Annotated in this window: 27 protein-coding genes; 5 read left to right on the top strand and 22 right to left on the bottom strand. The window is 71.3% G+C overall.

The annotated features are described in order from the left end of the window. Positions 1-75: 75 nt before the first annotated feature. Positions 76-891: a translation elongation factor Ts gene (tsf, locus tag BLW76_RS13370; RefSeq protein ID WP_091306817.1), complete on the bottom strand. Its 816-nt coding sequence runs from the start codon at positions 889-891 to the stop codon at positions 76-78. A gap of 88 nt (positions 892-979) precedes the next feature. Further along, the gene (rpsB, locus tag BLW76_RS13365; RefSeq protein WP_091306814.1) at positions 980-1,840 is read right to left on the bottom strand and encodes a 30S ribosomal protein S2; all 861 of its coding nucleotides are present in this window, start codon (positions 1,838-1,840) and stop codon (positions 980-982) included. Positions 1,841-2,931: 1,091 nt separating this feature from the next. On the opposite strand from rpsB, the gene BLW76_RS13360 reads away from it, so the two are divergent. After that, positions 2,932-3,426: a M23 family metallopeptidase gene (locus tag BLW76_RS13360; RefSeq protein WP_244170651.1), complete on the top strand. Its 495-nt coding sequence runs from the start codon at positions 2,932-2,934 to the stop codon at positions 3,424-3,426. On the opposite strand, the gene BLW76_RS13355 is transcribed toward BLW76_RS13360, so the two are convergent. The 18 genes from BLW76_RS13355 to ffh all read right to left on the bottom strand — a co-directional run bounded on the left by BLW76_RS13355 (position 3,427) and on the right by ffh (position 18,342). Next, positions 3,427-4,275, bottom strand: coding sequence for a FliA/WhiG family RNA polymerase sigma factor (locus BLW76_RS13355; RefSeq protein WP_091306811.1), 849 nt, complete (start codon positions 4,273-4,275; stop codon positions 3,427-3,429). A 109-nt stretch (positions 4,276-4,384) separates the two neighbouring features. Further along, entirely contained in the window at positions 4,385-5,365 is a 981-nt protein-coding gene (locus BLW76_RS13350) for a tyrosine recombinase XerC (protein WP_091306808.1), read from the bottom strand. Positions 5,366-5,468: 103 nt separating this feature from the next. Next, a complete protein-coding gene (gene dprA / locus BLW76_RS13345; protein ID WP_091306805.1) occupies positions 5,469-6,611 on the bottom strand; it encodes a DNA-processing protein DprA in 1,143 nt (380 codons plus the stop codon). Next, positions 6,608-7,036 carry a hypothetical protein gene (locus tag BLW76_RS13340; RefSeq protein ID WP_091306802.1) on the bottom strand — a complete coding sequence of 143 codons (429 nt, stop codon included), beginning with the start codon at positions 7,034-7,036 and terminating at the stop codon, positions 6,608-6,610. Before BLW76_RS13340 ends, dprA begins: the two co-directional genes overlap by 4 nt. Next, positions 7,033-8,544 carry a YifB family Mg chelatase-like AAA ATPase gene (locus tag BLW76_RS13335; protein WP_091306800.1) on the bottom strand — a complete coding sequence of 504 codons (1,512 nt, stop codon included), beginning with the start codon at positions 8,542-8,544 and terminating at the stop codon, positions 7,033-7,035. Before BLW76_RS13335 ends, BLW76_RS13340 begins: the two co-directional genes overlap by 4 nt. Beyond that, on the bottom strand, positions 8,544-8,921 hold the full coding sequence (locus BLW76_RS13330) for a YraN family protein (RefSeq protein ID WP_091319350.1): 378 nt from the start codon (positions 8,919-8,921) through the stop codon (positions 8,544-8,546). Before BLW76_RS13330 ends, BLW76_RS13335 begins: the two co-directional genes overlap by 1 nt. Before the next feature lie 267 nt (positions 8,922-9,188). Beyond that, complete coding sequence (locus BLW76_RS13325; protein ID WP_003096226.1) at positions 9,189-9,512, bottom strand: DUF2469 domain-containing protein; 324 nt, start codon at positions 9,510-9,512, stop codon at positions 9,189-9,191. Further along, positions 9,509-10,351 carry a ribonuclease HII gene (locus tag BLW76_RS13320; RefSeq protein ID WP_091306798.1) on the bottom strand — a complete coding sequence of 281 codons (843 nt, stop codon included), beginning with the start codon at positions 10,349-10,351 and terminating at the stop codon, positions 9,509-9,511. Before BLW76_RS13320 ends, BLW76_RS13325 begins: the two co-directional genes overlap by 4 nt. Positions 10,352-10,440: 89 nt before the next feature. Beyond that, a complete protein-coding gene (gene lepB / locus BLW76_RS13315) occupies positions 10,441-11,379 on the bottom strand; it encodes a signal peptidase I (RefSeq protein ID WP_091306796.1) in 939 nt (312 codons plus the stop codon). 31 nt (positions 11,380-11,410) lie between these two features. Further along, complete coding sequence (gene rplS / locus BLW76_RS13310) at positions 11,411-11,779, bottom strand: 50S ribosomal protein L19 (protein WP_091306793.1); 369 nt, start codon at positions 11,777-11,779, stop codon at positions 11,411-11,413. A gap of 132 nt (positions 11,780-11,911) precedes the next feature. Further along, positions 11,912-12,691 carry a tRNA (guanosine(37)-N1)-methyltransferase TrmD gene (gene trmD / locus BLW76_RS13305; protein ID WP_091306791.1) on the bottom strand — a complete coding sequence of 260 codons (780 nt, stop codon included), beginning with the start codon at positions 12,689-12,691 and terminating at the stop codon, positions 11,912-11,914. Beyond that, positions 12,691-13,203 carry a ribosome maturation factor RimM gene (gene rimM / locus BLW76_RS13300; protein WP_091306789.1) on the bottom strand — a complete coding sequence of 171 codons (513 nt, stop codon included), beginning with the start codon at positions 13,201-13,203 and terminating at the stop codon, positions 12,691-12,693. Before rimM ends, trmD begins: the two co-directional genes overlap by 1 nt. Before the next feature lie 24 nt (positions 13,204-13,227). Further along, a complete protein-coding gene (locus BLW76_RS13295) occupies positions 13,228-13,467 on the bottom strand; it encodes an RNA-binding protein (protein ID WP_003103110.1) in 240 nt (79 codons plus the stop codon). Beyond that, the gene (gene rpsP, locus BLW76_RS13290; RefSeq protein ID WP_091306787.1) at positions 13,464-13,907 is read right to left on the bottom strand and encodes a 30S ribosomal protein S16; all 444 of its coding nucleotides are present in this window, start codon (positions 13,905-13,907) and stop codon (positions 13,464-13,466) included. The genes BLW76_RS13295 and rpsP overlap by 4 nt, the downstream gene beginning before the upstream one ends. 159 nt (positions 13,908-14,066) lie before the next feature. Further along, on the bottom strand, positions 14,067-14,861 hold the full coding sequence (locus BLW76_RS13285) for a CPBP family intramembrane glutamic endopeptidase (protein WP_091306784.1): 795 nt from the start codon (positions 14,859-14,861) through the stop codon (positions 14,067-14,069). A 101-nt stretch (positions 14,862-14,962) separates the two neighbouring features. Next, positions 14,963-15,688 (bottom strand): CPBP family intramembrane glutamic endopeptidase, encoded by a 726-nt coding sequence (locus BLW76_RS13280; protein ID WP_091306783.1) that lies wholly within the window; start codon positions 15,686-15,688, stop codon positions 14,963-14,965. A 45-nt stretch (positions 15,689-15,733) separates the two neighbouring features. Then, entirely contained in the window at positions 15,734-16,810 is a 1,077-nt protein-coding gene (locus BLW76_RS13275) for an amidohydrolase family protein (protein WP_091306780.1), read from the bottom strand. After that, complete coding sequence (gene ffh / locus BLW76_RS13270) at positions 16,807-18,342, bottom strand: signal recognition particle protein (RefSeq protein WP_091306779.1); 1,536 nt, start codon at positions 18,340-18,342, stop codon at positions 16,807-16,809. The genes BLW76_RS13275 and ffh overlap by 4 nt, the downstream gene beginning before the upstream one ends. A gap of 194 nt (positions 18,343-18,536) precedes the next feature. Between ffh and BLW76_RS13265 the strand changes: the two genes are divergently transcribed. After that, positions 18,537-20,315, top strand: coding sequence for an ABC transporter ATP-binding protein (locus tag BLW76_RS13265; RefSeq protein ID WP_091306776.1), 1,779 nt, complete (start codon positions 18,537-18,539; stop codon positions 20,313-20,315). A 9-nt stretch (positions 20,316-20,324) separates the two neighbouring features. Continuing rightward, the gene (locus BLW76_RS13260; RefSeq protein WP_091306774.1) at positions 20,325-20,804 is read left to right on the top strand and encodes a MarR family winged helix-turn-helix transcriptional regulator; all 480 of its coding nucleotides are present in this window, start codon (positions 20,325-20,327) and stop codon (positions 20,802-20,804) included. 278 nt (positions 20,805-21,082) lie between these two features. Here the strand turns inward: BLW76_RS13260 and ku are convergent, their stop codons facing one another. Beyond that, positions 21,083-21,955, bottom strand: coding sequence for a non-homologous end joining protein Ku (gene ku / locus BLW76_RS13255; protein ID WP_208613283.1), 873 nt, complete (start codon positions 21,953-21,955; stop codon positions 21,083-21,085). A 52-nt stretch (positions 21,956-22,007) separates the two neighbouring features. Continuing rightward, on the bottom strand, positions 22,008-22,370 hold the full coding sequence (locus BLW76_RS13250; protein WP_086838928.1) for a hypothetical protein: 363 nt from the start codon (positions 22,368-22,370) through the stop codon (positions 22,008-22,010). Positions 22,371-22,491: 121 nt separating this feature from the next. Between BLW76_RS13250 and BLW76_RS13245 the strand changes: the two genes are divergently transcribed. Both BLW76_RS13245 and BLW76_RS13240 read left to right on the top strand, forming a co-directional pair. Further along, on the top strand, positions 22,492-23,079 hold the full coding sequence (locus tag BLW76_RS13245) for a TetR/AcrR family transcriptional regulator (protein WP_091306772.1): 588 nt from the start codon (positions 22,492-22,494) through the stop codon (positions 23,077-23,079). 23 nt (positions 23,080-23,102) lie between these two features. After that, positions 23,103-23,855: a glucose 1-dehydrogenase gene (locus BLW76_RS13240; protein ID WP_091306770.1), complete on the top strand. Its 753-nt coding sequence runs from the start codon at positions 23,103-23,105 to the stop codon at positions 23,853-23,855. The last annotated feature ends 373 nt before the right edge of the window (positions 23,856-24,228 follow it).

Genomic DNA, 24,228 nt, shown 5'->3' with positions numbered 1-24,228 from the left:
GGACCCGACAGTGCCCCGTCCCCGATGGACGGAGACGGGGCACTGTGGGTGTGAAACCTACGCCCTGGCCTGACCTCAGGCCTGGCCGACCTCGAAGCGCGCGAAGCGGGTTAGCGTCACGCCGGCCTCGTCGAGCAGGGCCTTGACGGTCTTCTTGTTGTCCTTGACCGACGGCTGCTCGAGCAGGACGTTGTCCTTGTAGTAGGCGTTGACCTTGCCCTCGATGATCTTCGGCATGGCCTGCTCCGGCTTGCCTTCCTCGCGGGCGGTCTGCTCGGCGATGCGGCGCTCGTTCTCGACGATCTCGGCCGGCACCTCCTCGCGGGTCAGGTACTTCGCGCGCAGCGCGGCGACCTGCATGGCGGCACCGCGGGCGGCTTCGGCGTCGTCACCGGTGAACTCGACGAGCACGCCGACGGCCGGCGGCAGGTCGGAGCCGCGACGGTGCAGGTAGGTGGCGGTCTGGCCCTCGAAGGCCACGACGCGGCGCAGCTCGAGCTTCTCGCCGATGCGGGCCGACAGCTCCTGGACGACCTCGTTGACGGTCTTGCCGTCGAGCTCGGCACCCTTCAGCGCCTCGACGTCGGAGGTCTTGAGGGTCTTCGCGACCTCGACGATCTTCGCGGCGAGCGCCTGGAAGTCGGCGTTCTTCGCGACGAAGTCGGTCTCGGAGTCGAGCTCGATGAGGACGCCGCCGTCGCCGGTGACCAGGCCCTCGGCGGTGGCGCGCTCGGCGCGCTTGCCGACGTCCTTGGCGCCCTTGATGCGGAGGAACTCGACGGCCTTGTCGAAGTCGCCGCCGTTCTCCTCGAGGGCCTTCTTGCAGTCCATCATGCCGGCGCCGGTCATCTCGCGCAGGCGCTTCACGTCAGCGGCGGTGTAGTTCGCCATTCTGGTAAATCCGTCCTTTGCAGGAAATCTGTGGGTTGCTACGCCGGTGCGGCCGGCCACGAGGGCCGGCCGCACGGGCGGTGGAGCATCAGGAGGAGGCGGTCGCCTGCTCGGTGGCGGCCTCGGTCGCGGCAGCGGCCTCGTTCGCGTCGGCGGCGGCGGTCTCGGAGCCGGCGAGCAGCTCCTTCTCCCACTCGGCCAGCGGCTCGTCCGCGGCGACACCCGGCTCCGGCTTCGCGTCGGCCGAAGCACCGTTGCGGCTGGAGCGCGCCATCAGACCGGCGGCCGCGGCCTCGGCGACGACCTTGGTCAGCAGCGCGGCCGAGCGGATGGCGTCGTCGTTGCCCGGGATCGGGTAGTCGACCTCGTCCGGGTCGCAGTTGGTGTCCAGGATCGCGACGACCGGGATGTTCAGCTTCCGAGCCTCGCCGACGGCGATGTGCTCCTTCTTGGTGTCGACGATCCACACCGCGCTCGGCACCTTGGCCATGTCGCGGATACCGCCGAGGGTCTTCTCCAGCTTTTCCTTCTCGCGGGTCAGCGTCAGGATCTCGCGCTTGGTGAGGCCGGTGAAGCCACCGGTCTGCTCCTGGGCCTCGAGCTCCTTGAGACGGAGGAGGCGCTTGTGCACGGTCTGGAAGTTGGTCAGCATGCCGCCGAGCCAGCGCTGGTTGACGTAGGGCATGCCCACGCGCGCGGCCTCGTTGGCGATGGCTTCCTGAGCCTGCTTCTTGGTGCCGACGAACATGATGGTGCCGCCGTGCGCGACGGTCTCCTTGATGAACTCGTACGCACGGTCGATGTAGGTCAGCGTCTGCTGCAGGTCGATGATGTAGATGCCGTTGCGCTCGGTGAAGATGTAGCGCTTCATCTTCGGGTTCCACCGGCGGGTCTGGTGCCCGAAGTGCACGCCGCTGTCGAGCAGCTGCTTCATGGTGACGACGGCCATTGCCGGAATCACACCTCTTCTGTGTAGTGCGCGCCCTGCCTCGGCCGGACGCGCTGCTCGGTTGTCGCTCGCGGCCGGGTGGCCGTTCGCCCTGGTGCCCGCGCCGGTGCCCGGACCCCGCGAGTGAGAACTCCCGAAGACCGCCGGACCCCGTGCGCTCCCCCGGCTGTGTCCAGAAGGGGAAACGCGCACGTGCACGCGAAGTCAGCCCGCTGAAACGGACTGCGCAGAAGATTCTACCCCCTCCCACCACCCCCTCCCCCACCGGCGGCCACCGGACGACGCAGTTGTCCACATCGGGTCCGGTTATCCACAGATTCGGCGACGGCGGCCCACGAGGCATCGGGGTACCGCAGTCTGGAGACATGGAGTCGATCAAGCGTTCCCGGCCGTGGGCGCCGGGGTGGTTATGGGGCACGTTTGCCCTGGTCATGACGGTTTTGGGAGGTGGGTTCGCGAGCGGAGAGACGAGTGTCGGCGCGCCGGGCTCGGCGGCTGGGCGAGGCGAGGTGCCGGCATCGGCGGCGAAGCTGTGGACAGGTGCGGCCGGATCCAGCCCGGCGCGAACGGCACCGGAGCAGTGGACGGGCGGCCTCGCACCACCCGAGGCGGGTGTGTGGAGCGCCGGGTCGTGGGCCGAGCCTCGGCGAGGTGATCCGGGTGGTCCGGTCACAGCGGCAGCGGAATCGCACGGGCGGCTGACAGAGCCGGCGGTGGCCGAGCCACGGGCGCGTGACCTCGCCTCGCACACAATCGGCTCGCCCTGGTGGCCCGCGGAGCCGGCGGTGGCCGAGCCACGGACAGCCGACCTCACCCGGCGCGCAACGAACTCCCGGTGGCCCACCGAGCCGGCGGTGGCCGAGCCACGGACCGGCGACCTCACCGCGCACGCGCCCACCTCAACCTGGTGGCCCGCAGAGCCGGCGGTGGCCGAGCCATGGGCGCGCGACTTCGCCTCGCCTGCAACCTCGACCTGGACCGCGGCCGAGCCTCGAGCCGGTCGGCTCGCCACCGTCGACTTCCCGCCGGCCGCACCGGAGGTCCTCCCCGGTGCCGTGCGCGGGCAGGCCGTGCCGTGGGCGGTCGCGCTCATGATCGCTCCGGCGTGGCCACCCTCGGCTGCCCCCGGGCCTGGCCCGGGCGGCTCGCGCGCCGTGCGGCATGCGCGGCTCTCCTGGCCCCTATCACCCGTTCCGGTGATCACGAAGTACTTCGACGCCCCCGAAACACCGTTCGGTCCCGGGCATCGCGGAGTCGACCTGGCCGCCGTGCCCGGGCAGGACGTGCTGGCCGCCGATGCGGGCGTCGTCGTGTTCGCCGGATTGGTCGGTGGGCGGCCCGTGCTCTCCGTCGATCACGACGGTGGGCTGCGGACCACCTACGAGCCCGTCGCGGCGAAGGTGGCCGTGGGCGAGCAGGTCTACCGGGGCCAGGTGCTCGGCACCGTCCTCGCCGGGCATCCCGGCTGCGCGGTGGCGGCGTGCCTGCACTGGGGCGTGCGGCGGGGCGAGGAGTACGTCGATCCCCTCGCCCTGACCGGCGAGGCCGGCGAGTACCGGCTCAAGCCGTGGGGAGGTGGTCGGTGATCAGGTGCCGGTCTGCTCGACCAGCTTGGCGCGCAGCCGCATGACCGCCCGCGTGTGCAGCTGGCTGACCCGCGACTCCGTGACGCCGAGGACCTTGCCGATCTCGGCGAGGGTCAGGCTCTCGAAGTAGTAGAGGCTGACCACGATCTTGTCCCGCTCGGTCAGCTGCGCGATCGCCTGGGCGAGCTGGCGGCGGTTGTCCTGGTCGACGAGCACCGCGACCGGGTCGACGGCGTCGTCGTCGGGCAGCGTGTCGACCAGTGAGCCGCTGTCCTTGCCCGCGGCCACCAGGTCCTCCAGCGCGACGACGCTGGTGAGCTGCAGCTGGCCGTAGAAGTCGCGCAGGTCGTCGAGGCCGATGCCGAGTTCGGCGGCGAGCTCCGCGTCGGTCGGGGTGCGGTGCAGGCGGGCGCCGAGGCGCTCCATCGCGCGTTCCGCCTCCTTCGCCTTGCTGCGGACCGCACGGGGCACCCAGTCCTGCGAACGGAGGTCGTCGAGGATCGCGCCGCGGATGCGCTGCATCGCGTAGGTCTCGAAGCGCAGGCCGCGCTCGGGGTCGAACTTCTCGATCGCGTCGACGAGCCCGAAGATGCCCGACTGCACGAGGTCGCCCACGTCGATGTGGGTGGGCAGGCCGGTGCCGACCCGCCCGGCGACGTACTTGACCAGCGGGGCGTAGTGGAGCACGAGCCGATCGCGCGACGCCTGGTCCGGACTGTCGGCGAACTGCTGCCACAGAGCCGCGATCCCGGCGTCGACGTCGTAGCCGGCGCGGGTTTCCGCGGGCGCGCCAGCCTCACCGTGAGTGCTCACTCCGGCGGCTTCGGTCACGTGCGGGCCTGCGGTCATTGCACAGTCGTTCTCGGCATGCGGCTCAGTGTCGTCTCCGTGCTCGTGCGGATGCGCGTGCGCCGCCGGACCTGCTGGTGCCGACCCCGGCGAGCCTCCCCGGACCGCCTCAGGCCCTGGGATGCGCTCGGTCATGGATCGCTTTCAACCGGTCGACGGTCACATGAGTGTAGAGCTGCGTCGTGGCAAGCGTAGCGTGACCAAGCAGTTCCTGAACGCTCCTGAGATCGGCACCCCCTTCGAGCAGATGCGTCGCGGCGGAATGCCGCAGGCCATGGGGCCCCATGTCGGCCGCTCCGGGCACCGCCGTGACGGCGTCGTGGACGACGCGCCGGACCGTGCGCGGATCGACGCGTTTGCCCCGGACACCGAGGAAAAGCGCGGGCTCGGCGCTCTCACCACCGGTTTCGGCGACGATCTTCGGCCGTCCGTCGTCGATCCAGTCGGCGAGCGCCTCCGCCGCCGGAACGCCGAACGGGACGACGCGTTCCTTACCGCCCTTGCCCAGCACCGTCACGACACGACGGGAGAAGTCGGCCCCGCCGACGTCCAGCCCGCACAACTCGGACACGCGGATGCCCGTGGCGTAGAGCAGTTCGACGATCGCGCGATCACGCAGGGCGACGGGATCGCGCTGCGCCGCGCCGGCGGCCGACGCCTGCATGACCTCCCCCGCCTGTCCGGCACGCAACACCCCGGGCAGGGTGCGATGCGCCCGCGGGGCGGCGAGCCGGCCACCCGGGTCCGTCGCCAGCACGCCGGTGCGGTGCGCCCAGGCGGTGAACGTCCGAGCCGAGGCAGCCCGCCGCGCCAGCGTCGTCCGGCTCGCCCCGCCGGACTGCTGCGCGGCGAGCCACGCCCGCAGCCGGGCGAGGTCGAGCTCCGTGACCTCGCCGCCGCCGTCCACGACGAACCCCAGCAGCGACACGGCATCGCCGACGTACGCCCTGACGGTGTGCGCGGACAGGCCGCGTTCGAGCCCGAGGTGCCGTTCGTAGGCGGTCACGACGGCCCGCACGGGCTCGGGCAACGCGGCCCGGACCGCGCGCAAGTCGGGACGGCGGGCCCGGCCGGAGCGTGGTGACGGCATGGCTGTCACGCTGCGCGAACAATTGCCTCCGGTCAAGGATCGCCACGCGGCCCCACCGGACCGGCCGAACGCCGTCGACGATTTCGCCCGGATTTCGTGGCCGTCATGCGCTTTCCTTTCGTCGTCGCCAACCGGAGTCCCCGCGGACGGCGAATCCGTCGATCTCCAGCTCGGGCAGCAGTGCCCGCACCCGCCGCAGTGGGAGGCCCGACTCGGCCGCGACCTCGGTGTCGGACCGGTCGGCGCGCACAGTGAGTGCTTCGAAGGCGCGCAGTGCCTCGGGCCCCAGCCGGTCCGTACGCCGTTTCGGCCGGCTCGTGGCGGTGTCCTCGGCGGTCCCGAAGCGGCCGACGGTCTCGAGGACCTCGTCGACGGTCGACACCAGCGTCGCTTTGGCGTCGCGGATCAGTTCATGGCAGCCGACGGACATCCCGGACGACACGGGTCCAGGCAGGGCCATCACCACCTTGCCGAAGGCACCGGCGGTACTGGCGGTGTTGCGGGCACCGCTGCGGCGCCCCGCTTCGACCACCAGGGTGCCCTCGGTCAGGGCGGCGATGAGCCGGTTCCGGACGAGGAAGCGGTGCCGCCCTGGCGGGGTGCCGGGCGGGTACTCGCTGACGACGTTGCCGCCGGAGCGGGCGATCCGGTTCAGCATGCTGATGTGCCCCGCCGGATAGCCGGTGTCGACAGAGCATCCCAGCACCGCGACGGTGACGCCCTCGGCGGCGAGCGCGCCACGGTGGGCTGCCCCGTCGATGCCGTAGGCGGCGCCCGAGAAGATCGGCACGCCGCGGCCGGCCAGCCCGAACGCGAACTCGGCGGCGTGGTGCTCGCCGTAGGCGGTCGCGGCCCGGGCACCGACGATGGCCACAGCCCGATCGGCAGCGGCGCCGAGCGCACCCTCACCGGCCACCCACAAGGCCAAGGGCGGCACGGCTTCGGCCACCCCATGCTGGGCGGCGAGGTCCACGGCGTGCAGCGGCCAGCGGGGCCACTCCTCGTCCTCGGGCACGACCAGCCGAGCGCCTGCCGCGGCGGCGCGGGCGAAGTCCTGGGCGACGAGGTCGTAGCCGCGACGCGCCTCGGTCACCTTGACTACTTCAGCCGGGCAATCGCCACGCCGGACCCGCGCGGCTGCCGCGACCGGACCGTGCTCGGCGACGAACTCCACGAGCGCGGGTGCGGGAGGTTCCGCCACGCGCAACAGGTAGGCACGAGCCTGCCGCACCTCGTCCGCGGTCATGCCACCACCTGCTTCCGAAGGGCCGGCACCCGCACCGGCCCGCGGCCGCCGGCAAACGAGACGCCTGCCAGCACCGGCAACTCGACCATCCGATCGCGGCGGGCCGACACCGGCGCCGACCTGCCATCGCTAGCAAAGGCCACACCCGCCAACACCGGCCGCTCGGCCATCCGATCCCCGATGACCGGCATCCGTGTCGACCTAACGTCGCCGACAAATGTCACGCCGGCCGGCGCCGGGGGCGAGACCGCCAGAACTCGGGAGGCCGCGAAACCGCGCCGGACGCGGGAGGCGACCACCGCCGGCGCCGAGGGCTCTGCTGCAGGCAACAGGTAAACCACGCGCCCGAGCCCGGCGATGGACGCCGGGGACTCGGCTGCGCGCGACACGGTCGCACGAGCCTGCCGCACCTCGTCCGCGGTCATGCCGCCACCCGCTCTCGGAATGCCAGGGCCGCACTTACCTGGTCTGCTCCGGGGCGAGGCTCGGCGTCGAGGTCGGCCAGTGTCCAGGCGATGCGTAGGCAACGGTCGGCTCCGCGGCCGCTCAGGGCTCCTCTCTCCATTGCTCGGTCCAGCACCGCCGTTGCGGTGGCGGGGAGGGCGAACTCGCGACGCAGGGCCGGGCCGGGGACCTCGGAGTTGGACAGCCAGCCGTGGTCGCTCCAGCGTTGGGCTGCGCGCTCGCGTGCCGCGAGCACCCGCTCACGCACCGCCTCCGAGGGCTCTGCCGGGCCTGTGTCGTGGGCGGTGATCGCGCTCAGGGGCCGTAGGCGGACTCTCAGGTCGACGCGATCCAGCAGGGGTCCGGACAGCTTGGCCAGATAGCGGCGCCGGGCCGTCGGGGAGCACACGCAGTCGGCGTCCTTGGGCGGTGCGCATGCGCACGGGTTGGTGGCCAGGACCAGCTGGAAGCGCGCCGGGTACGTGATCGCGCCCTTGACCCGGGCGATGCGTACCTCGCCCTCCTCCAGGACGGTTCGGAGCGACTCGAGGCACTGCCCGCCGAACTCGCACACCTCGTCGAGGAACAGGACTCCGCGGTGGGCTCGGCTGATCGCGCCCGGCGAGGCTATTCCGCTGCCGCCGCCGATCAGGGCCGGGACGGAGATCGAATAGTGCGGGGCCACGAAGGGCGGGACCGTGACCAGCGGTGAGGACTTCGACAACGAGCCGTCGACCGAGTGCACCGCGGTGACCTCCAGGGACTCCTCCGGTGTCAGCTGCGGGAGGAGGCCGGGGAGCCGCTTCGCCAGCATCGTCTTGCCCACCCCGGGCGGACCGGAAAGCAGGAGGTGGTGGCCGCCCGCCGCGGCGACCTCCAGCGCCCAGCGTGCTTCCGGCTGGCCGATGACGTCCGCGAGGTCCGGTACCTCCGGCGGTGGCACCGGGCCGGGTGGCTCCGGGCGGGCCAGCTCCGCTTCGCGGTTCAGCCAGGCCACGAACTCGCGCAGGTGCGGTGCGCCCGCGACTTCGATGCCGTCCACGAGGGCGGCCTCGACGAGGGAGTCCGTCGGCACGACGGCTCGTCCGTAGCCCTCCGCCCGAGCCGCGAGCAGGCCCGGGAGGATGCCGCGGACCGCGCGGATCCGGCCGTCCAAGGCGAGCTCGCCCAGCAGCACGGTGCCGAGCAGCCGGGTCGCCGGGACCGCGCCCGACGCCGCGAGCACCGCCGCCGCGATGCCCAGGTCGAAAGCGGACCCCATCTTGGGCAGGTTCGCCGGCGACAGGCCGAGGGTGATCTTGCCGTCGGGCCAGGGCTGCCCGGAATTGCGGACGGCGGACCGGACGCGGTCCTTCGCCTCGCGCAGCCCGGCGTCGGGCAGGCCGACGAGGGTGATCCGGCTCAGGCCGCCGCCGAGGTCGGCCTCGATCTCGATCACCCGGCCGTTGATGCCGAGGAGGCCGGCCGACCAGGCCTTGGCGATGGGCATCAGAACGCCGCCTCGATGTGCTGGAGGCGGGGCCGGGTGCCCGGTTCCGCGAGGATCGTGACGACGTCGTAGCGGACGGGACACCAGCCGATGCGGAACTCGCGCAGCCAGCGTTGGGCAGCGCGGCGGACCCGGCCCGCTTTCTCCTCCGTGACCGTCTCGCCCGGGAGGCCGAATTCGGTTCCGGAGCGGGTCTTCACCTCGCAGACGATGACGCGGGTGCGGTCGGTGAAGACCAGGTCCAGCTCGCCTTCGCGGCAGCGCCAGTTGCGGGCCAGCAGGACCAGCCCGCGGTCCTGCAGGTACCGGAGCGCCAGGTCTTCGCCCCAGGCGCCCAGATCCTGGCGGTGTCTGGCGAGCTCGTCGGTGCCCGTCATCGTGTTCGCCCCCTCGTCGGTCCGCACTGGTCACCGGGACGGTCCCGGCGATCACGGTGCGTGCGCATTCGACGATGCCAGCCCACGGAGGGGGCTCACCAGAGCCGGATCGCGAAGCTGTGGACAACCGGGGTGTTGTGGACAACCGGTCCACGGAGTACCGGCGAACCACCCGAAGTGTCGGTGGGATGTGCTACCGGACCGACGACACGAAAAACCGCGCCGGCTCGACCGAGGTGGTGAGCCGGCGCGGGACGAAGACGAACGTCAGCCCGAGAAGGGGCCGTCCTCGGGGAGCCGGAGATCCGGCTTGTCGAGTTCCTCCACGTTGACGTCCTTGAACGTGATGACCCGGACGTGCTTGACGAAGCGGGCCGGGCGATACATGTCCCAGACCCACGCGTCGGACATGCGGACCTCGAAGTACACCTCGCCGCCGCCGTCGCGGACCTGGACGTCGACCGCGTTCGCCAGGTAGAACCGCCGCTCGGTCTCCACCACGTACGAGAACTGGCCGACTATGTCGCGGTACTCGCGGTACAGCGAGAGCTCCATCTCGGTCTCGTACTTCTCGAGATCCTCTGCGCTCATGAAATCCGCGCCCCTCCTCGGGATCGTGCTGCTGCTCCGCCGGCGGAGCGTTCATTGTGACCCACACCCGCGGCCGGGGCATGCAGCGGCAGGCTGAGTTGCGGCTCCAATGCCTCGTCGAGGACGGCGGACAGGCCGGCCGCGGCGGGCGGTTCCATGGCCTTTTCCAGCGCCGCGTACGTCAGCAGGACCGGGCGGCTCGGACGCAGGCCGCGCTTGACGGCGACCGTGGCCACGTTCGTGTACGACCAGCGGTGGACGTCGCTGGGGCCGTGCTCGCGCAGCGCCGCCAGGTGGTCGGACGTGCTGTACCCCTTGTGCACGTCGAACCCGTAGTGCGGGAGTTCGTTGTGGTAACCCGCCATGATGCGGTCTCGCGTCACCTTCGCCAGCACCGACGCGGCCGCGATGCAGGCCACCGACCGGTCGCCCTTGATGACCGCCGCGTTCGGAGCCGTGAGGCCGGGGACGCGGAACCCGTCGGTGAGGATGTAGCCCGGCGACACGCGCAGGGCCGCCGCGGCGCGGCGCATGCCCTCCAGGTTCATCACCCGGATCCCGTAGAGGTCGACCTCTTCGGTCGGGATGACGATCACCGAGTAGTCGACGGCCCGGGCGAGGACCAGGTCGTAGACCCGGTCACGCGCCTTGGCCGTCATCATCTTGGAGTCGGTGAGGTCGGTCAGCTTCGCCGCGTCGCCCTGCTTGAGCACGCAGGCCGCGACCACCAGCGGCCCCGCGCACGCGCCAGCACCGGCTTCGTCCACACCGGCGACCGGGCCGAGGCCACGGCGGTCGAGCGCGCCCTGCAACCCCCAGAAGAGGTCGCCACGCACCACGGCTCGCGGTGGCCGGATCGGCTCGGCCGCCGTCAGGGGAACGGGAAGTGTCAAGGCTGGATCACCCGTCTGCCGGCAAGGTCGGGTGGCTAGGGTTTCCGCCCGGCCGCCCGGCGCAGTCCGGACTTGAGCTTGCGCCCGACGAACAACGCAGGCCACGCCGCCGCGATCCCGGCGCCGAGCGGGAGCCCGCTCTGCCAGGCCGGCGCGCCCAGGGCCACGGGCTGCGCCGATTGCTGCGGGTTGTGGTCGCTGATCCCGCCCCACCGGCTCGGCGGCAGGACGATGATCCGGGCCTTGCCGATGACGTTCTCCACCGGGACCGCGCCGTTCACGCCGCCGCCGCCCTGGAACCGGGAGTCGTCGGAGTTGTTGCGGTTGTCGCCCTGGACCCACAGCATCCCCGCGGGAACCTTGACCGGTTCGAAGGACTGCTGCTCCTGTTTGGACAGGTTTTCCCAGTAGATGTACGGCTCGTCGAGCGACTTGCCGTCCACGATCATGCGGCCCTGCTGGTCGCAGCACTGGACGGTCTGGCCGCCGACCGCGATCACCCGCTTGACGAAGTCGCGCTCGTCCGGCGGGGCGAACCCGACCAGCGAGCCGAGACCCCGCAGGCCGCGGACGACGATGTTGCTCGACTCCTGCGGCGGGATCTCGTTGTTGATCCACGCCTGCGGGCCCTTGAAGACGATCACGTCGCCCGGGGCGGGCTCGGTGAAGTCGTAGGTGACCCGGTCCACGAGGATCCGGTCTCCGGTACACCCGGGACACCCGTGCAGCGTGGCCTCCATGGACCCCGAAGGGATCATGAAGACTTTCGCGAGGAATGTCTGGATCAGGATCGTGAGCACCAGTGCGATCACGAGCAGGATCGGCAGTTCCTTCCAGAACGACCGTTTCTTGGCGGGTTTGGCGCGCCGCCGGCGGGATCCCCCGCGCTCCTCGGAGCGTGACAGCCTGGGCTTGTCCTCCGCGGAGCGATCGGGGTCATCCTCGGGAGCGTTCTGGGACACGGGTTCGGCCACGTCGTCAGGCTACCGGTAACCGGGTGGTGACTCAGTTAGCCGAGGCCGTCTCGCGGTTCTCGCGGCGCTCCTTGATCTTGGCCTTCTTGCCGCGCAGGTCGCGGAGGTAGTACAGCTTCGCGCGCCGCACGTCGCCGCGCTTGTGGACCTCGATCTCGGCCAGGTTCGGCGAGTGCACCGGGAAGGTGCGCTCGACGCCGACGCCGAACGAAACCTTGCGCACGGTGAAGGTCTCCCGGATGCCACCGCCCTGACGGCGGATGACCACGCCCTGGAAGACCTGGTTGCGCTCGCGGTTGCCCTCGATGACGCGGACACTCACCTTGAGCGTGTCGCCCGGGCGGAAGTCCGGGATGTCGGAACGCAGCGACTGCTTGTCCAGCGCGTCCAGGGTGTTCATCGGTGGTCCGTCCTCGTCTTCGTATGGCTTGCGTACAGATCCCGGGCGCGCAACGGTGCCGCTGCGGGCGACCCGGGGGGCTGATGGCGGGCTCGTGGACGAGGAGGTCCACTCACGCCAACCTGTCAAGTATTACAGACCGGGATCGGGCCGGGAGAACCGGCCCTCGGCCTGCTCGGGGTCCAAGCCCTCCAGGACCCCGCGATCGTGCTTGTCGAGACTACCTTCCGGCAGCGCCGCCAGGAGATCGGGGCGGCGGCGGGCCGTGCGCTCGAGGGCCTGGTCACGCCGCCAGCGGTCGATCAGGGCGTGGTTGCCCGACCGCAGCACGTCCGGCACCGCCAGGTCGCGCCACACCTCCGGGCGCGTGTAGCTGGGCCCCTCGAGCAGGCCGTCGGAGAAGGAGTCCTCCGCGGCCGAACGCGCGTTGCCGAGCACGCCGGGCAGCAGCCGGACGACGGCCTCGACGATGACCAGCACCGCCGCCTCGCCGCCGACCAGCACGTAGTCGCCGATCGACACCTCGTCGACCGGCATCCGGCGCGCGGCGTCGTCGACGACCCGCTGGTCGATGCCCTCGTAGCGCCCGCAGGCGAACACCAGGTGCTTTTCCGCCGCGTAGGCGTGCGCCAGCTCCTGGGTGAACGGCTTCCCCGCCGGCGTCGGGACGACGAGGCGCGTCTCGGCCGTGCAGACGTCGTCCAGGGCCGGGCCCCAGATCTGCGGCTTCATGACCATGCCGGGACCGCCGCCGTACGGCGCGTCGTCGACCGCGCGGTGGACGTCGTGGGTCCAGTCGCGCAGGTCGTGCACGCCGACCTCGATGAGGCCGCGGTCGATCGCCCGGCCCAACAGCGCGGCGCGCAGCGGGTCGAGGTATTCGGGGAAGATCGTGACGACGTCGATCCGCATCAGGCGTCCAGGAGCCCTTCCGGCGGGTCGAGCACGACGCGGCCACCGGCGACGTCCACGGTGGGGACGATCGCGCGGACGAACGGCACGAGCGCCGAACGGCCGTCCACGTTCAGCTCCAGCAGCTCGCCGGCGGGCGAGTGGACGACCTCGACGACCTTCCCGACGACCGTGCCGTCGGTCAGCTCGGCCCGCAGGCCGGCCAGCTCGTGGTCGTAGAACTCGTCGGGGTCCGCGGTCGGCGGCAGCGCGGCCGTGTCGGCCACGAGCAGCGCGCCCCGCAGCGTCTCGGCGACGTCGCGGGTGAGGACCTCCTCGAAACGCACCAGCAGCCGCCCGCTGTGTTCGCGGGCGGCTGCGATGGTGAGTTCCCTCTTGCTGCCGTCACGCAGCTTCGTCGTGACGGCCGCACCGATCTTGAACCGCTCTTCCGGCGAGTCCGTGCGCACGTCCACCGCGAGTTCCCCGCGGATTCCGTGCGCCTTCGCGATGCGGCCGACTACGACGTCCATCCTGACCGTTTCCGAAAGAAAGGCTCAGCGGTCGGTGTCGACGACGTCCACGCGGACGCCGCGGCCACCGATGCCACCCATGACGGTGCGCAGGGCGGTCGCCGTGCGACCACCCCGGCCGATCACCTTGCCGAGGTCATCGGGGTGCACGTGCACCTCGAGCGTGCGGCCACGGCGGGTGGTCAGCAGCTCGACCCGGACCTCGTCCGGGTTGTCGACGATCCCGCGCACCAGGTGCTCGAGGGAGTCCGCGAGGAAACTCACTCGGACTTCTCGCCCTCAGCGGCCTCCGCCTTCTCGGCCTCGGCCTTCTTCGGGGCGGACTTCTTCTTCGGCGTGGTGGCGTCGGCGGAGGGCTCCTCGCCGGCCGCGGCCAGCGCCGCGTTGAACAGGTCCTGCTTGGACGGCTTCGGCTCGGCCACCTTCAGGGTGCCCTCGGCGCCCGGCAGGCCCTTGAACTTCTGCCAGTCACCGGTGATCTCCAGCAGGCGCTGGACCGGCTCGGTCGGCTGCGCGCCGACACCCAGCCAGTACTGGGCGCGGTCGGAGACGACCTCGATCAGGCTCGGCTCTTCCTTCGGGTGGTACTTGCCGATCGTCTCGATGGCCTTGCCGTCCCGGCGGGTGCGCGCGTCGGCGACGATGATGCGGTAGTACGGCGCACGGATCTTGCCGAGGCGCTGCAGCTTGATCTTGACGGCCACGGGTGTGGGTTCTCCTCGAGTCTCTCTGGTGCTGGGCTGGGCGCACGCGGGCCGAGTGGGGACACGGACGCGGGCACCCGAAGGTCAGGAGCTTTCGCGCGGTGAGAGGGTCCGGCGGAAGCAGGCAGTGCACCATTCTGCCAGATGGCACCCGCGCACTCAGAAAGAGGCCACCCCGAGCGCCCCGAGCAGGATGGTCAGCGCCGGCAGGAAGTTGTTCACCTGGTGCGCGACGATACTGCCCGGCAGCCGCCCGGTGACCAGCCGGACCAGGCCGATCGGCACCGCGATGACCAGCAGCAACGTCGTCCGCAGCGGCTCGAGGTGGCTGGCCGCGAACACCGCCGTAGACAGCAGGAACGCCGCGACGCGGCCCCAGCGCTCGCTGCGCCACTGCAGCTGCTCCGCCGCGCCCCAGAGCAGGCCGCGGTAGATGATCTCCTCGCAGATCGGGCCGAGCAGCCAGAGGTAGACGAACATCACGAGGGCCGCCGAGATCGACATCCGGCGGTCTTCGACCAGAGCGCTGATCGCCGACGTCGCGTTCGCGTCGCCCACCAGCCGCGTCCACAGGTAGGCGGCGACGGTGGTGAAGACGAGCCCCACGCAGCCGTACCGCAGCCCGGTCTTCACGTCGGCCCAGCGCCATTCGAGCCGCAGGTCGGCGACGGGCCCGTTGCCGCGGACGTACGTGATCAGCACGGCGACGCCGGCCGCGATCATCGTCGGCAGCATCGTGCCGAGCAGCACGACGCGCATCGGCAGCGGGCCGGGACCGGTGTCGCCGACGAGGACGGACACGAAGGCCGCGGACGCCAGCAGCACCGCCTCGACGAGCAGGAACGCCCCGAAGCCCCACCGGTGCCGCGGCGCGGGCGGCAGGAAGACGGGCTCTTCTGGCTCGGGCAACGGCGTCGCGTCGGCAGCCGGGTCCCGGGGCTGGGAAGTGGTCACGCCTTGCCCTCCGCGTCGCTCGGCTCCAGGTGTCGAGCCTAGCCGCCGGGATGTGATCGCACAGTATCCGTCCAGCTACTGTCCATCGAACTTCGCAACGTTCAGTGCGCGACGAACAGCAGCACCGCGGGCGGCAGGTTGTTGGCCGCGTGCGCGATCACCCCGGCGCCGACCCGGCCGGACAGGTACCGGGCCAGGCCCATCGCGATGCCCTGGCCGAACAGCGCGATGGTGCGGGTCGGCTCGCCGTGCAGCTGGGCGAACACGAGCGAGGTGAGTACGAGCACCACCCACGGCGGGACCCGGTGGACCGACAGCGCGTTCCACAGCGTGCCGCGGACCAGCAGTTCTTCGGTGATCGGCGCGCCGGCGATGACGATCACGGCCGCGAGCACCAGCCACACGGTGTCGCCGTCGAAGGTGTCGGCGAGGTCGGTCAGCGGGCTGTCGGAGACGTCGTCGGCACCGTAGACCGCGATCAGCATCAGGTTGAGCAGGTAGCCGACGACCAGCGCGAGCACGCCGCAGGCGAGGCCGATCCGGACGTCGCGCCAGGTCGGCTTGAGGCCGAAGTCCCTGCGCAGCCCCTCGCCCCACAGCCACGAGCCGGCCGCCGGGCCGAGGCCGAGCAGCAGGTTGGGCACGAACGCCAGGAGCAGCAGCGGGCCGATGTCGTGCAGTTCGAGGGGGTCGAACTCGCCGACGTTGCGGTTGACCGCCGCGGCGATGATCAGGTTGGCCAGGTAGTAGCCGGCGATCCCCGCGAAGAACGCCACGAAACACCAGTGCGCCTTCAGCACGCGCCGTGCGCCGTCGTCGTCCGTCACGCGCCCCACGCTAAAGTGCCGCCCCCGCAAGGAAATCAGCGGGGTCTAGGCGTACACGACCCCGCCGAGCACGATGTGCGAAGGATGCCGCAGGACGCCCAGGTCCTCGCGGGGATCGCTCGGGTAGACGAGCAGGTCGGCGGGTGCGCCGTCGGCGATGCCGGGGTGGCCGAGCCAGTCGCGGGCGGCCCAGGACGCGCTCGCGAGGGCCTGCTCGCGGGTCATGCCGGCGCGGTGGAGCGCCTCGATCTCGTCGACGAGCCTGCCGTGCTCGACCATGCCCCCGGCGTCGCTGCCTGCGAAGACGCGTACGCCCGCTTCGATGGCCGAAGCGACCATCTCGCCGACACCGGCGTGCAGCGCGCGCATGTGCGCGGCGTACGTCGGGTACTTGCCCGCCTTGTCGGCGATGCCCGGGAAGTTCTCGATGTTGATCAGCGTCGGGACCAGGGCGACGTCGTGACGCGCCAGCTCGGCCAGCTGGCCGGCGCTCAGGCCGGTGCCGTGCTCCAGGCAGTCGATGCCGGACGCGATCAGGCCCGGCAGTGCCGCTTCGCCGAACACGTGCGCGGTGACGCGGGCGCCGTTGTCGTGCGCGACCTTGACGGCTTCGGCGAGGACGTCGTCCGGCCACAGCGGCGCGAGGTCGCCCACCCCGCGGTCGATCCAGTCGCCGACGAGCTTGACCCAGCCGTCGCCGTCGCGGGCCTGCTCGGCCACGGCGTCCGGCAGCTGTTCCGGGTCCTCGAGCTCGATGCCGAGGCCGGGGATGTAGCGCTTGGCCAGTGCGAGGTGCCGCCCGGCGCGGATGATCGTCGGCAGGTCGGCCCGCCGCTGCAGCGGCCGGACGTCGATCGGCAGGCCGCAGTCGCGGATGAGCAGCGTCCCGGCGTTCCGGTCGGCGATCGCCTGCTCGGTCGCCTCGTCCAGCGACACGGGCCCGCCGACGCCGATGCCGGGGTGGCAGTGCGCGTCGACCAGGCCGGGCACGAGGAAGACGTCCCGGCCGAGCGTCTCGGCGTCCGGCACCGGCTCGAACGAGATCCGGCCGCCGGTGATCCACAGCTCCCCCGGCTCGCCGCCGGGCAGGATCACCCCGGCGGCGTGGAGCGCGGTGCTCAATTGTCCTTGGGGTTCTTGGGCAGCTTGAACTTCGACGGGTCGAAGCCCGGGACGTCGTTCATGCCGCCGAGCTGCGACAGGTCGGGCATCCCGCCCGGCATCTGCCCGCCCGGGGGCAGCATCGGCATGCCGCCGGGGAAGCCGCCGCGCACCTTGGGGGGCGTGGGGCCGCGGCCCTTCTTGCCCTTCTTGCCCTTGCGGGACTTCGAGCCGCCTCCGCCGCCGAAGCCGAACCGGCCGGCCATCTGGGCCATCATCTTGCGGGCCTCGAAGAACCGGTTGACCAGGTCGTTGACCTCGCGGACGGTGACGCCGGAGCCGTTGGCGATGCGCAGCCGCCGCGAGCCGTTGATCATCTTCGGGTCTTCGCGCTCGGCCGGGGTCATGCCGCGGATGATCGCCTGCAGCTTGTCCAGGTGCTTGTCGTCGACCTGGGCCAGCTGGTCCTTCATCTGGCCGGCACCCGGGAGCATGCCGAGCAGGTTGCCGATCGGGCCCATCTTGCGGACCGCGAGCATCTGCTCGAGGAAGTCCTCGAGGGTGAGCTGGCCGCTGGAGAGCTTCTCGGCGGCCTTCTCGGCCTGCTTCTGGTCGAAGGCCTGCTCGGCCTGCTCGATCAGGGTGAGCACGTCACCCATGCCGAGGATCCGCGACGCCATCCGGTCGGGGTGGAAGGTGTCGAAGTCCTCGAGCTTCTCGCCGTTGGAGGCGAAGAGGATCGGCTGGCCGGTGACCTCGCGGACGCTCAGCGCGGCACCACCGCGGGCGTCGCCGTCGAGCTTCGTGAGCACGACGCCGCTGAAGCCGACGCCGTCGCGGAACGCCTCGGCCGTCGTGACGGCGTCCTGGCCGATCATCGCGTCGACGACGAACAGGACCTCGTCCGGGTTCACCGCGTCGCGGATGTCCGCGGCCTGCTTCATCAGCTCTTCGTCGACACCGAGGCGGCCCGCGGTGTCGACCACGACGACGTCGTGCTGCGCGTGCTTGGCCTCGGCGATGGCGCGGCGGGCGACGTCGACCGGGTCGCCGACGCCGTTGCCGGGCTCGGGCGCGAAGGTGACGACACCGGCGCGCTCGCCGACGACCTGCAGCTGCGTGACGGCGTTCGGGCGCTGGAGGTCGCAGGCGACCAGCATCGGCGCGTGGCCCTGCTTCTTCAGCCACATCGCCAGCTTGCCGGCGAGCGTCGTCTTACCGGCACCCTGCAAACCGGCGAGCATGATGACCGTAGGCGGGGTCTTGGCCAGGTTGAGCCGGCGCGTCTCGCCGCCGAGGATCCCGACGAGCTCCTCGTTGACGATCTTGATGACCTGCTGCGCGGGGTTGAGCGCCTGGGAGACCTCGGCGCCCTTCGCCCGCTCCTTGATCCTCGCGATGAAGGTCTTGACCACGCCGAGGGCGACGTCGGCCTCCAGCAGCGCGATGCGGATCTCGCGCGCGGTGGCGTCGATGTCGGCGTCGGACAGCTTGCCCTTGCGCGTGAGCGTCTGCAGGGCGGCGGTGAGCCGATCGGAGAGGGTGTCGAACACGGGTGTGCACGCTCCAGCTGGGTCGATGGTGGCGCGCCGGACGCGGCCGGCCTTGTCGAGGGTAGTCGCTCCGGGTCCCTGCCTCGCGGGTACGCACACGTTAGTACGCATGCGTTAACCAGTGTTCGACACGCTTCCGGTTGATTTCAAGAAAATCGCTGGCGCCTCGGCCGGATTTTAGTAAACATAGGTGCATGACCACCGCGCCCGTCCTCCGCGAACCGGCCGGCGACACCGACGAACCGGTGCCGCTGCGGCGGATCGCGGGCTTGTTCCGCCCGCACCGCGGGCCGCTCGGCGCGCTGTTCACCCTGATCGTCGTGCAGGCCGGCCTCGGCGTCGTCTCGCCGTTCCTGCTGCGCGAGATCCTCGACGACGCCCTGCCGCACCGCGACACCCTGCTCATCAGCCTGCTGTCCGCCGGGATGATCGTCTGCGCGGTCGGCAGCGGCTCCCTCGGTGTCGCCACCACCGGGCTGTCCAACACCATCGGGCAGCGGGTCATGAACGAGCTGCGCGTGTCGGTCTACGGCCACCTGCAGCGGATGTCGCTCGGCTTCTTCACGCGGACGAAGAGCGGCGAAGTGCTCTCGCGGGTGTTCAACGACATCGGCGGGGTGGACAACGTGATCACCACGACCGCCGGGTCGATGGTGCAGAACGCGACCACGACGATCGCCATCGCGGTGGCGCTGGTCCTGCTCGACTGGCAGCTGGCGGCGCTGTCGCTGATCGTCGTGCCGCTGTTCCTGCTGTTCACGCTGCGGCTGGGCAAGAAGCGGCGGACCCTGGCCCGCGGCCGGACCCGCCGGATGGCCCGGCTGACGACGATGGTCGAGGAGTCCCTGTCCGTCACCGGGGTGCTGCTCGCCAAGACGATGGGCAACGAGCGGGCGATGCGCGAGCGGTTCGGCGCGGAGTCGCGGGAGATCGCGTCGCTGGAACGGGCCGCCGCGCTGGCCGGCCGCTGGCAGACGGCGTCGCGGGCGATGAGCCTGACAGTGATCCCGGCACTGGTCTACTGGATCGCCGGGCTGGCGCTGGCGGGCGGCGCGACGCCGTTCTCGCTCGGCACCGTCGTGGCGTTCACCAGCATGCTCAACCGGCTGGTCGCGCCGGCGAGCGCGATGCAGACGATCGGGCAGAACGTGGCGACGTCGAAGGCGCTGTTCGGCCGCATCTTCGAGGTCATGGACCTGCCGGTGGAGATTGCGGACAAGCCGGGTGCGCGCGTGCTGGAGGTGCGCCGCGGCGACGTCTTGATGCGCGGCGTCTCGTTCCGCTACGACGAAGACGGCCCACCGACACTGCGGGACATCGATCTCGACATCCCGGCCGGGACCACGACGGCCCTGGTCGGCTCGACCGGTTCGGGCAAGACGACGCTCGCCTACCTCGTCGCCCGCCTGTACGAGGTGAGCGGCGGTTCGGTGACGATCGACGGCGCCGACGTCCGGGACGTCACGCTGGCTTCCCTGGCGGCCGGCGTCGGGCTGGTGTCGCAGGAGACGTACCTCTTCCACGACACGGTGCGGGAAAACCTGCGCTTCGCCAAGCCGGACGCGACGGACGACGAGATCGAGCGGGCGGCGAAGGCCGCGCACATCCACGACACCCTGGCCGGCCTGCCGGCGGGGTACGACACGGTCGTGGGCCAGCGAGGCTATCGCTTCTCCGGCGGCGAGAAACAGCGGATCGCGATCGCCCGGATCCTGCTGCGCAACCCGCCGGTGCTCATCCTCGACGAGGCGACCAGCGCGCTCGACACCCGCACCGAACGCTCGGTGCAAGCCGAGCTCGACCGGCTCGCCGCGGGCCGCACCACGCTGACGATCGCGCACCGGTTGTCCACTGTGGAGCATGCGGACCAGATCGTCGTCCTGCACGAAGGGAGGATCGCCGAACGAGGAACACACGAAGAGCTCCTGGCGCGCGAAGGGCGTTATGCCCGGCTGGTGCGGGGAACCACCTAATGTGGGGCCATGCAGACCGAACCGGCCCGGACCCTTGACGAGACCGCCGCGCGGGTCACCGCGGACGCCGAACTCGCCGACCTGTCCCGGCGGGTGCGCGAAGGCGTCGGGCGGCTGAACTGGCGGATGCGCGCCGAGGCGGACCGGCACATCCCCGGCCCGGCGGTGCTCGCGGTGCTGAGCCGGCTCTACCGCGCCGGCACGCAGACGCCGACCGAGCTGGCCGAAGCGGAACGGCTGCAGCCGCAGTCGCTCACCCGCATCCTGGCCTCGCTCGACCTCCGCGGCCACATCGAGCGGACACCGGATCCCGATGACGGGCGCCGGTCGCGCGTCAGCATCACCGAGGACGGCCTGGCCGTGCTGCGCCGGTACACCACCCAACGCGAACGCTGGCTGGCCGGCGCGCTCGAAGCGACGCTCTCGCCGACGGAGCAGCAGCTGCTCCGGCTGGCCGCCGACCTGCTGATCCGGGTGGCGGACGCCTGAAAGCTGCCGTGGAGACCCCTCGATCCCTCCACGGCAGCCTTCGGACACCCCCTTGCGCCCCGCGCCACCTCCCCGTGGTGCGGGACGGGTTCCGGAAACGGGCCGCTCCTCCTTCGGCCCGCCCCGGAACCCTGGCGTCTGGACGGCTCACCTCCCCAGGGGCCGTCCCGACTTCCCCCCTCGCCAGCGATCCGGTATCCGCTGACAGGGAGAAGTCTGCCGCGCCGGGGACGGCCGGTTGAGTGTGAGAACCCTCAATTACCCGTGGGTAGTAATACTCAGGACGTCTTCGACCGGGTGCGTGTCGCGGCTCGCTTCGCCGTCGTGCGCGCCTTCGCGGCCCTCGCCGCCGCCGCCTTGGCCTTCGTGACCGCCGCGTTGCGCGCGTCCTCCGCGTCGGCCGCGCTCTCCTGCAACGCCGCCAGCAGGCGGGTTACTCCCTCGGCCTGCTCGGCCGCCGTCGGCTGGACCACCTCGGCGCCGTCGATCTTCGCCTGGACCAACGCGTGGAAGGCCTCGCGGTAACGGTCGGGGTAGCGGCCCGGGTCGAACTCGCCGGTCAGCTCCTCGACCAGGTTCGCCGCGCGCCGCAGCTCGCCCGGGCGGATGTCGACGTCGGCGTGCTGGAACGGGAAGTCCGGGGTGCGCACCTCGTCGGGCCACCGCATCGTTTCCAGGATGATCACCTGGTCGCGCACCCGCAACGCACCCAGCGTCTCGCGGCGGCGCAGCGCCACCGTCACCAGCGCGAGCCGGCCCGACTGCTGGAGCGCCTCGCTGAACAGCACGTACGGCTTCGTGCCCGCCGGCTCGGGTTCGAGGTAGTAGCTCTTCGCGAACCAGAGCGGGTCGACGTCGGACACCGGCGCGAAGCAGCGGATGGCGATCGTGCGGCCCGGCATCGGCAGCGACGCCAGCTCGTGGTCGGACAGCAGGACGACGTCGCCGCCGGGGACCGGGTAGCCGCGGATCATCTCCTCGGGCGGCACCTCGGCGCCGTCGACCTCGCACACGCGCTTGACCCGGATGCGGCCGCCGTCGGGCTCGTGCACCTGGTGCAGCGGGATTTCCCGCTCCTCGGTGGCGCTGTACGCCTTCACCGGGATGGCGTAACTGCCGAACCCGATCGTGCCCGTCCACACCGCGCGCATCCGTGCCACCTCCGCAGCTCCAGGCTAGACAGCGGCCGCGGCGGATCGACAGCTACAAACGGGTGTCAGGCGCGACGGATTCGCTCACACATTCGAACGACGGCGTGACCTCGTCGAGCGCCTCCGCGGAACACCGGGAGGCGATCGCGGCCGCGCGGAGCACCTCGGTGACCACCTCGACATCCAGCGGCGGGGCCGCGGCCAGGGCGTCCGAACCACCCTCGACCCGGGCGGCGAGCCCGGCGAGCGCGTGGGAGATGGCTTCCTGGCCGGCGACCAGCTGCGCGACGACGTCGGTGAGCTCGGCCGTCGTGGCACCCGGACCACCACAGCGCAGTCCGGCGGCGAGTTCCTCAGCGCAGGAGCGCAAGTGGGTGGCGACGACGGTCGGCGGCAGCGTCAGCCGATCCTGCATCGCTCACCCCCTCGGGCCGGTCGAAGCAGCCATAGTGCCACCGCACGCCGCGTCACCGGACGCGACACACCGCCGCCCGCATATTTGACCGATCATTCTCAATACGGCTAGGGTTTCGATCATGTCCCGGGTCAAGGAGTTCGACGTCGGCGAAGCGTGCGACGGCGCGCTCACGCTCTTCCGGCAGCAGGGGTACGAGGCGACGTCGGTCAGCGACCTCGTCACGCACCTCGGCGTCGCCAAGGCCAGCCTGTACGCCACCTTCGGCACGAAGCACGACCTCTACGTCACGGCGTTGAAGCGCTACGCGGAACGAACCGACGCACGGGTGATGGCCCAGCTGTCGGAGCCGGGGTCCGGGGTGGGCGCGGTGCGCCGTCTTTTCGACGGCTACACGGCGGAGATCCTCGGCGACGAAACGAAAATGGGCTGCTTCGTCGTCAACGCGGCGATCGAGCTGCTCCCCCACGATCCCGAAGTCGCGCGGGTGGTGGAACGCAGCTGGGACACCCTCGAGGTCGCACTGACCATGGCTCTGGAACGCGCGAAGGCCCAGGACGAACTCCCCCAGGACAGCGACCCGGCGACACTGGCGCGTTTCCTGCTCACCGTGCTCCAGGGCCTGCGCGTCCTCGGCAAGGGCACGGACGCGGCGAACCGGGTGCACGCGGCCGTCTCGCAGGCCCTGCGCCTGCTTATTCGAGAATGATCAGACCAGAAAGAAGGTACACGATGGGGGCACGTTTCGCGGGCAAAGTCGTCCTGGTGACGGGCGGCGGCTCGGGCATCGGACGGGCGACGGCGCGGGCGTTCGCGGACGAGGGCGCCACGGTGGTCGTCGCCGGGCGCGACGAGCAGCGGCTGGCGTCGGCCGTCAAGGAAATCGGCGGCGGCGCGAGCGCGGTGACCGTCGACGTGACCGACTCCGCGGATGTGGCGCGGATGGTGGAGACGGTCGTCGCGCGGCACGGCGGGCTGGACGTCGCGTTCAACAACGCGGGCGTCCTCGGGGCGCCGGCGCCGGCCGCGGACCTCGACGAGGCCGGTTTCGGCGCCGTGCTCGACACGAACGTCACCGGGACATGGCTGTGCCTGAAGCACGAGGTCGCGCACATGCGGGCACACGGCGGCGGCGCGATCGTCAACATGGCGTCGAACATCGGCGCGCACGGCAGGCTGCCGAACATGGCGGCCTACGCGGCGTCGAAGGCCGCGGTGAGCGCGCTGACCAGGACGGCGGCGCGCGACCACATCGCCGACGGCGTCCGAATCAACGCCGTCAGCCCGGGCGCGACCGACACGGACATGTCCCGGCGCCCCGGCGAGACGGACGCCGATCGCGCCGAGCGGCTGAAGGACGCGATTCCGCTGGGCCGGGTGGGTGCCACCGCCGAGGTGGCCGCCGCGGTGCTGTGGCTGGCTTCGGACGAAGCGGCGTTCACCGTGGGGCACGACCTGGTGGTCGACGGCGGCGCGACCGCCTGAGGCGTCCCACCCGGCCGGCGGACGAGGGTTCACGACTCACGGTTGCGCATGGTGACGATTCCTTTCTCGGACGGGAACGGAATGGGGGTACGGCCGGGGTCACGACTCGCGGTTGCGCACGACGCTCTCCTCTCGGGCGCGGGCGAACAGGACACACAGCGGGCTCAGGACTCGCGGTTACGCACGACAGCTCTCCTCTCGAGCACGGACGAACAGGACACACAGCGGGCTCAGGACTCGCGATTGCGCACGACGGCTCTCCTTCCCGGCACGGACGGACAGGGGGTCACGACGGCTCAGGACTCGCGGTTGCGCATGGCGGCGGCCTCCCTTCACTGCTCCGAACGTGTGGCAACCGTCGATCGCGGGCGCC

Origin of the sequence: Amycolatopsis tolypomycina (genome assembly GCF_900105945.1) — a bacterium.
Taxonomy (GTDB): domain Bacteria; phylum Actinomycetota; class Actinomycetes; order Mycobacteriales; family Pseudonocardiaceae; genus Amycolatopsis; species Amycolatopsis tolypomycina.
This window is presented reverse-complemented; position numbering and strand designations above follow the sequence as displayed.

Excerpts from the sequence above, each read along its gene's own strand:
- BLW76_RS13265 (WP_091306776.1), top strand. The coding sequence starts at position 18,537 with ATGACCACCGCGCCCGTCCTCCGCGAACCGGCCGGCGACACCGACGAA.
- BLW76_RS13245 (WP_091306772.1), top strand. The coding sequence starts at position 22,492 with ATGTCCCGGGTCAAGGAGTTCGACGTCGGCGAAGCGTGCGACGGCGCG.
- BLW76_RS13250 (WP_086838928.1), bottom strand. The coding sequence starts at position 22,370 with ATGCAGGATCGGCTGACGCTGCCGCCGACCGTCGTCGCCACCCACTTG.
- BLW76_RS13360 (WP_244170651.1), top strand. The coding sequence starts at position 2,932 with ATGATCGCTCCGGCGTGGCCACCCTCGGCTGCCCCCGGGCCTGGCCCG.
- rplS (WP_091306793.1), bottom strand. The coding sequence starts at position 11,779 with ATGAACACCCTGGACGCGCTGGACAAGCAGTCGCTGCGTTCCGACATC.
- trmD (WP_091306791.1), bottom strand. The coding sequence starts at position 12,691 with ATGCGGATCGACGTCGTCACGATCTTCCCCGAATACCTCGACCCGCTG.
- BLW76_RS13335 (WP_091306800.1), bottom strand. The coding sequence starts at position 8,544 with ATGCCCATCGCCAAGGCCTGGTCGGCCGGCCTCCTCGGCATCAACGGC.
- dprA (WP_091306805.1), bottom strand. The coding sequence starts at position 6,611 with ATGACCGCGGACGAGGTGCGGCAGGCTCGTGCCTACCTGTTGCGCGTG.
- tsf (WP_091306817.1), bottom strand. The coding sequence starts at position 891 with ATGGCGAACTACACCGCCGCTGACGTGAAGCGCCTGCGCGAGATGACC.
- rpsB (WP_091306814.1), bottom strand. The coding sequence starts at position 1,840 with ATGGCCGTCGTCACCATGAAGCAGCTGCTCGACAGCGGCGTGCACTTC.
- BLW76_RS13330 (WP_091319350.1), bottom strand. The coding sequence starts at position 8,921 with ATGACGGGCACCGACGAGCTCGCCAGACACCGCCAGGATCTGGGCGCC.
- BLW76_RS13325 (WP_003096226.1), bottom strand. The coding sequence starts at position 9,512 with ATGAGCGCAGAGGATCTCGAGAAGTACGAGACCGAGATGGAGCTCTCG.
- BLW76_RS13340 (WP_091306802.1), bottom strand. The coding sequence starts at position 7,036 with ATGACCGCGGACGAGGTGCGGCAGGCTCGTGCGACCGTGTCGCGCGCA.
- BLW76_RS13350 (WP_091306808.1), bottom strand. The coding sequence starts at position 5,365 with ATGCCGTCACCACGCTCCGGCCGGGCCCGCCGTCCCGACTTGCGCGCG.
- BLW76_RS13240 (WP_091306770.1), top strand. The coding sequence starts at position 23,103 with ATGGGGGCACGTTTCGCGGGCAAAGTCGTCCTGGTGACGGGCGGCGGC.
- rimM (WP_091306789.1), bottom strand. The coding sequence starts at position 13,203 with ATGGACGTCGTAGTCGGCCGCATCGCGAAGGCGCACGGAATCCGCGGG.
- BLW76_RS13260 (WP_091306774.1), top strand. The coding sequence starts at position 20,325 with ATGCAGACCGAACCGGCCCGGACCCTTGACGAGACCGCCGCGCGGGTC.
- BLW76_RS13355 (WP_091306811.1), bottom strand. The coding sequence starts at position 4,275 with ATGACCGCAGGCCCGCACGTGACCGAAGCCGCCGGAGTGAGCACTCAC.
- ku (WP_208613283.1), bottom strand. The coding sequence starts at position 21,955 with ATGCGCGCGGTGTGGACGGGCACGATCGGGTTCGGCAGTTACGCCATC.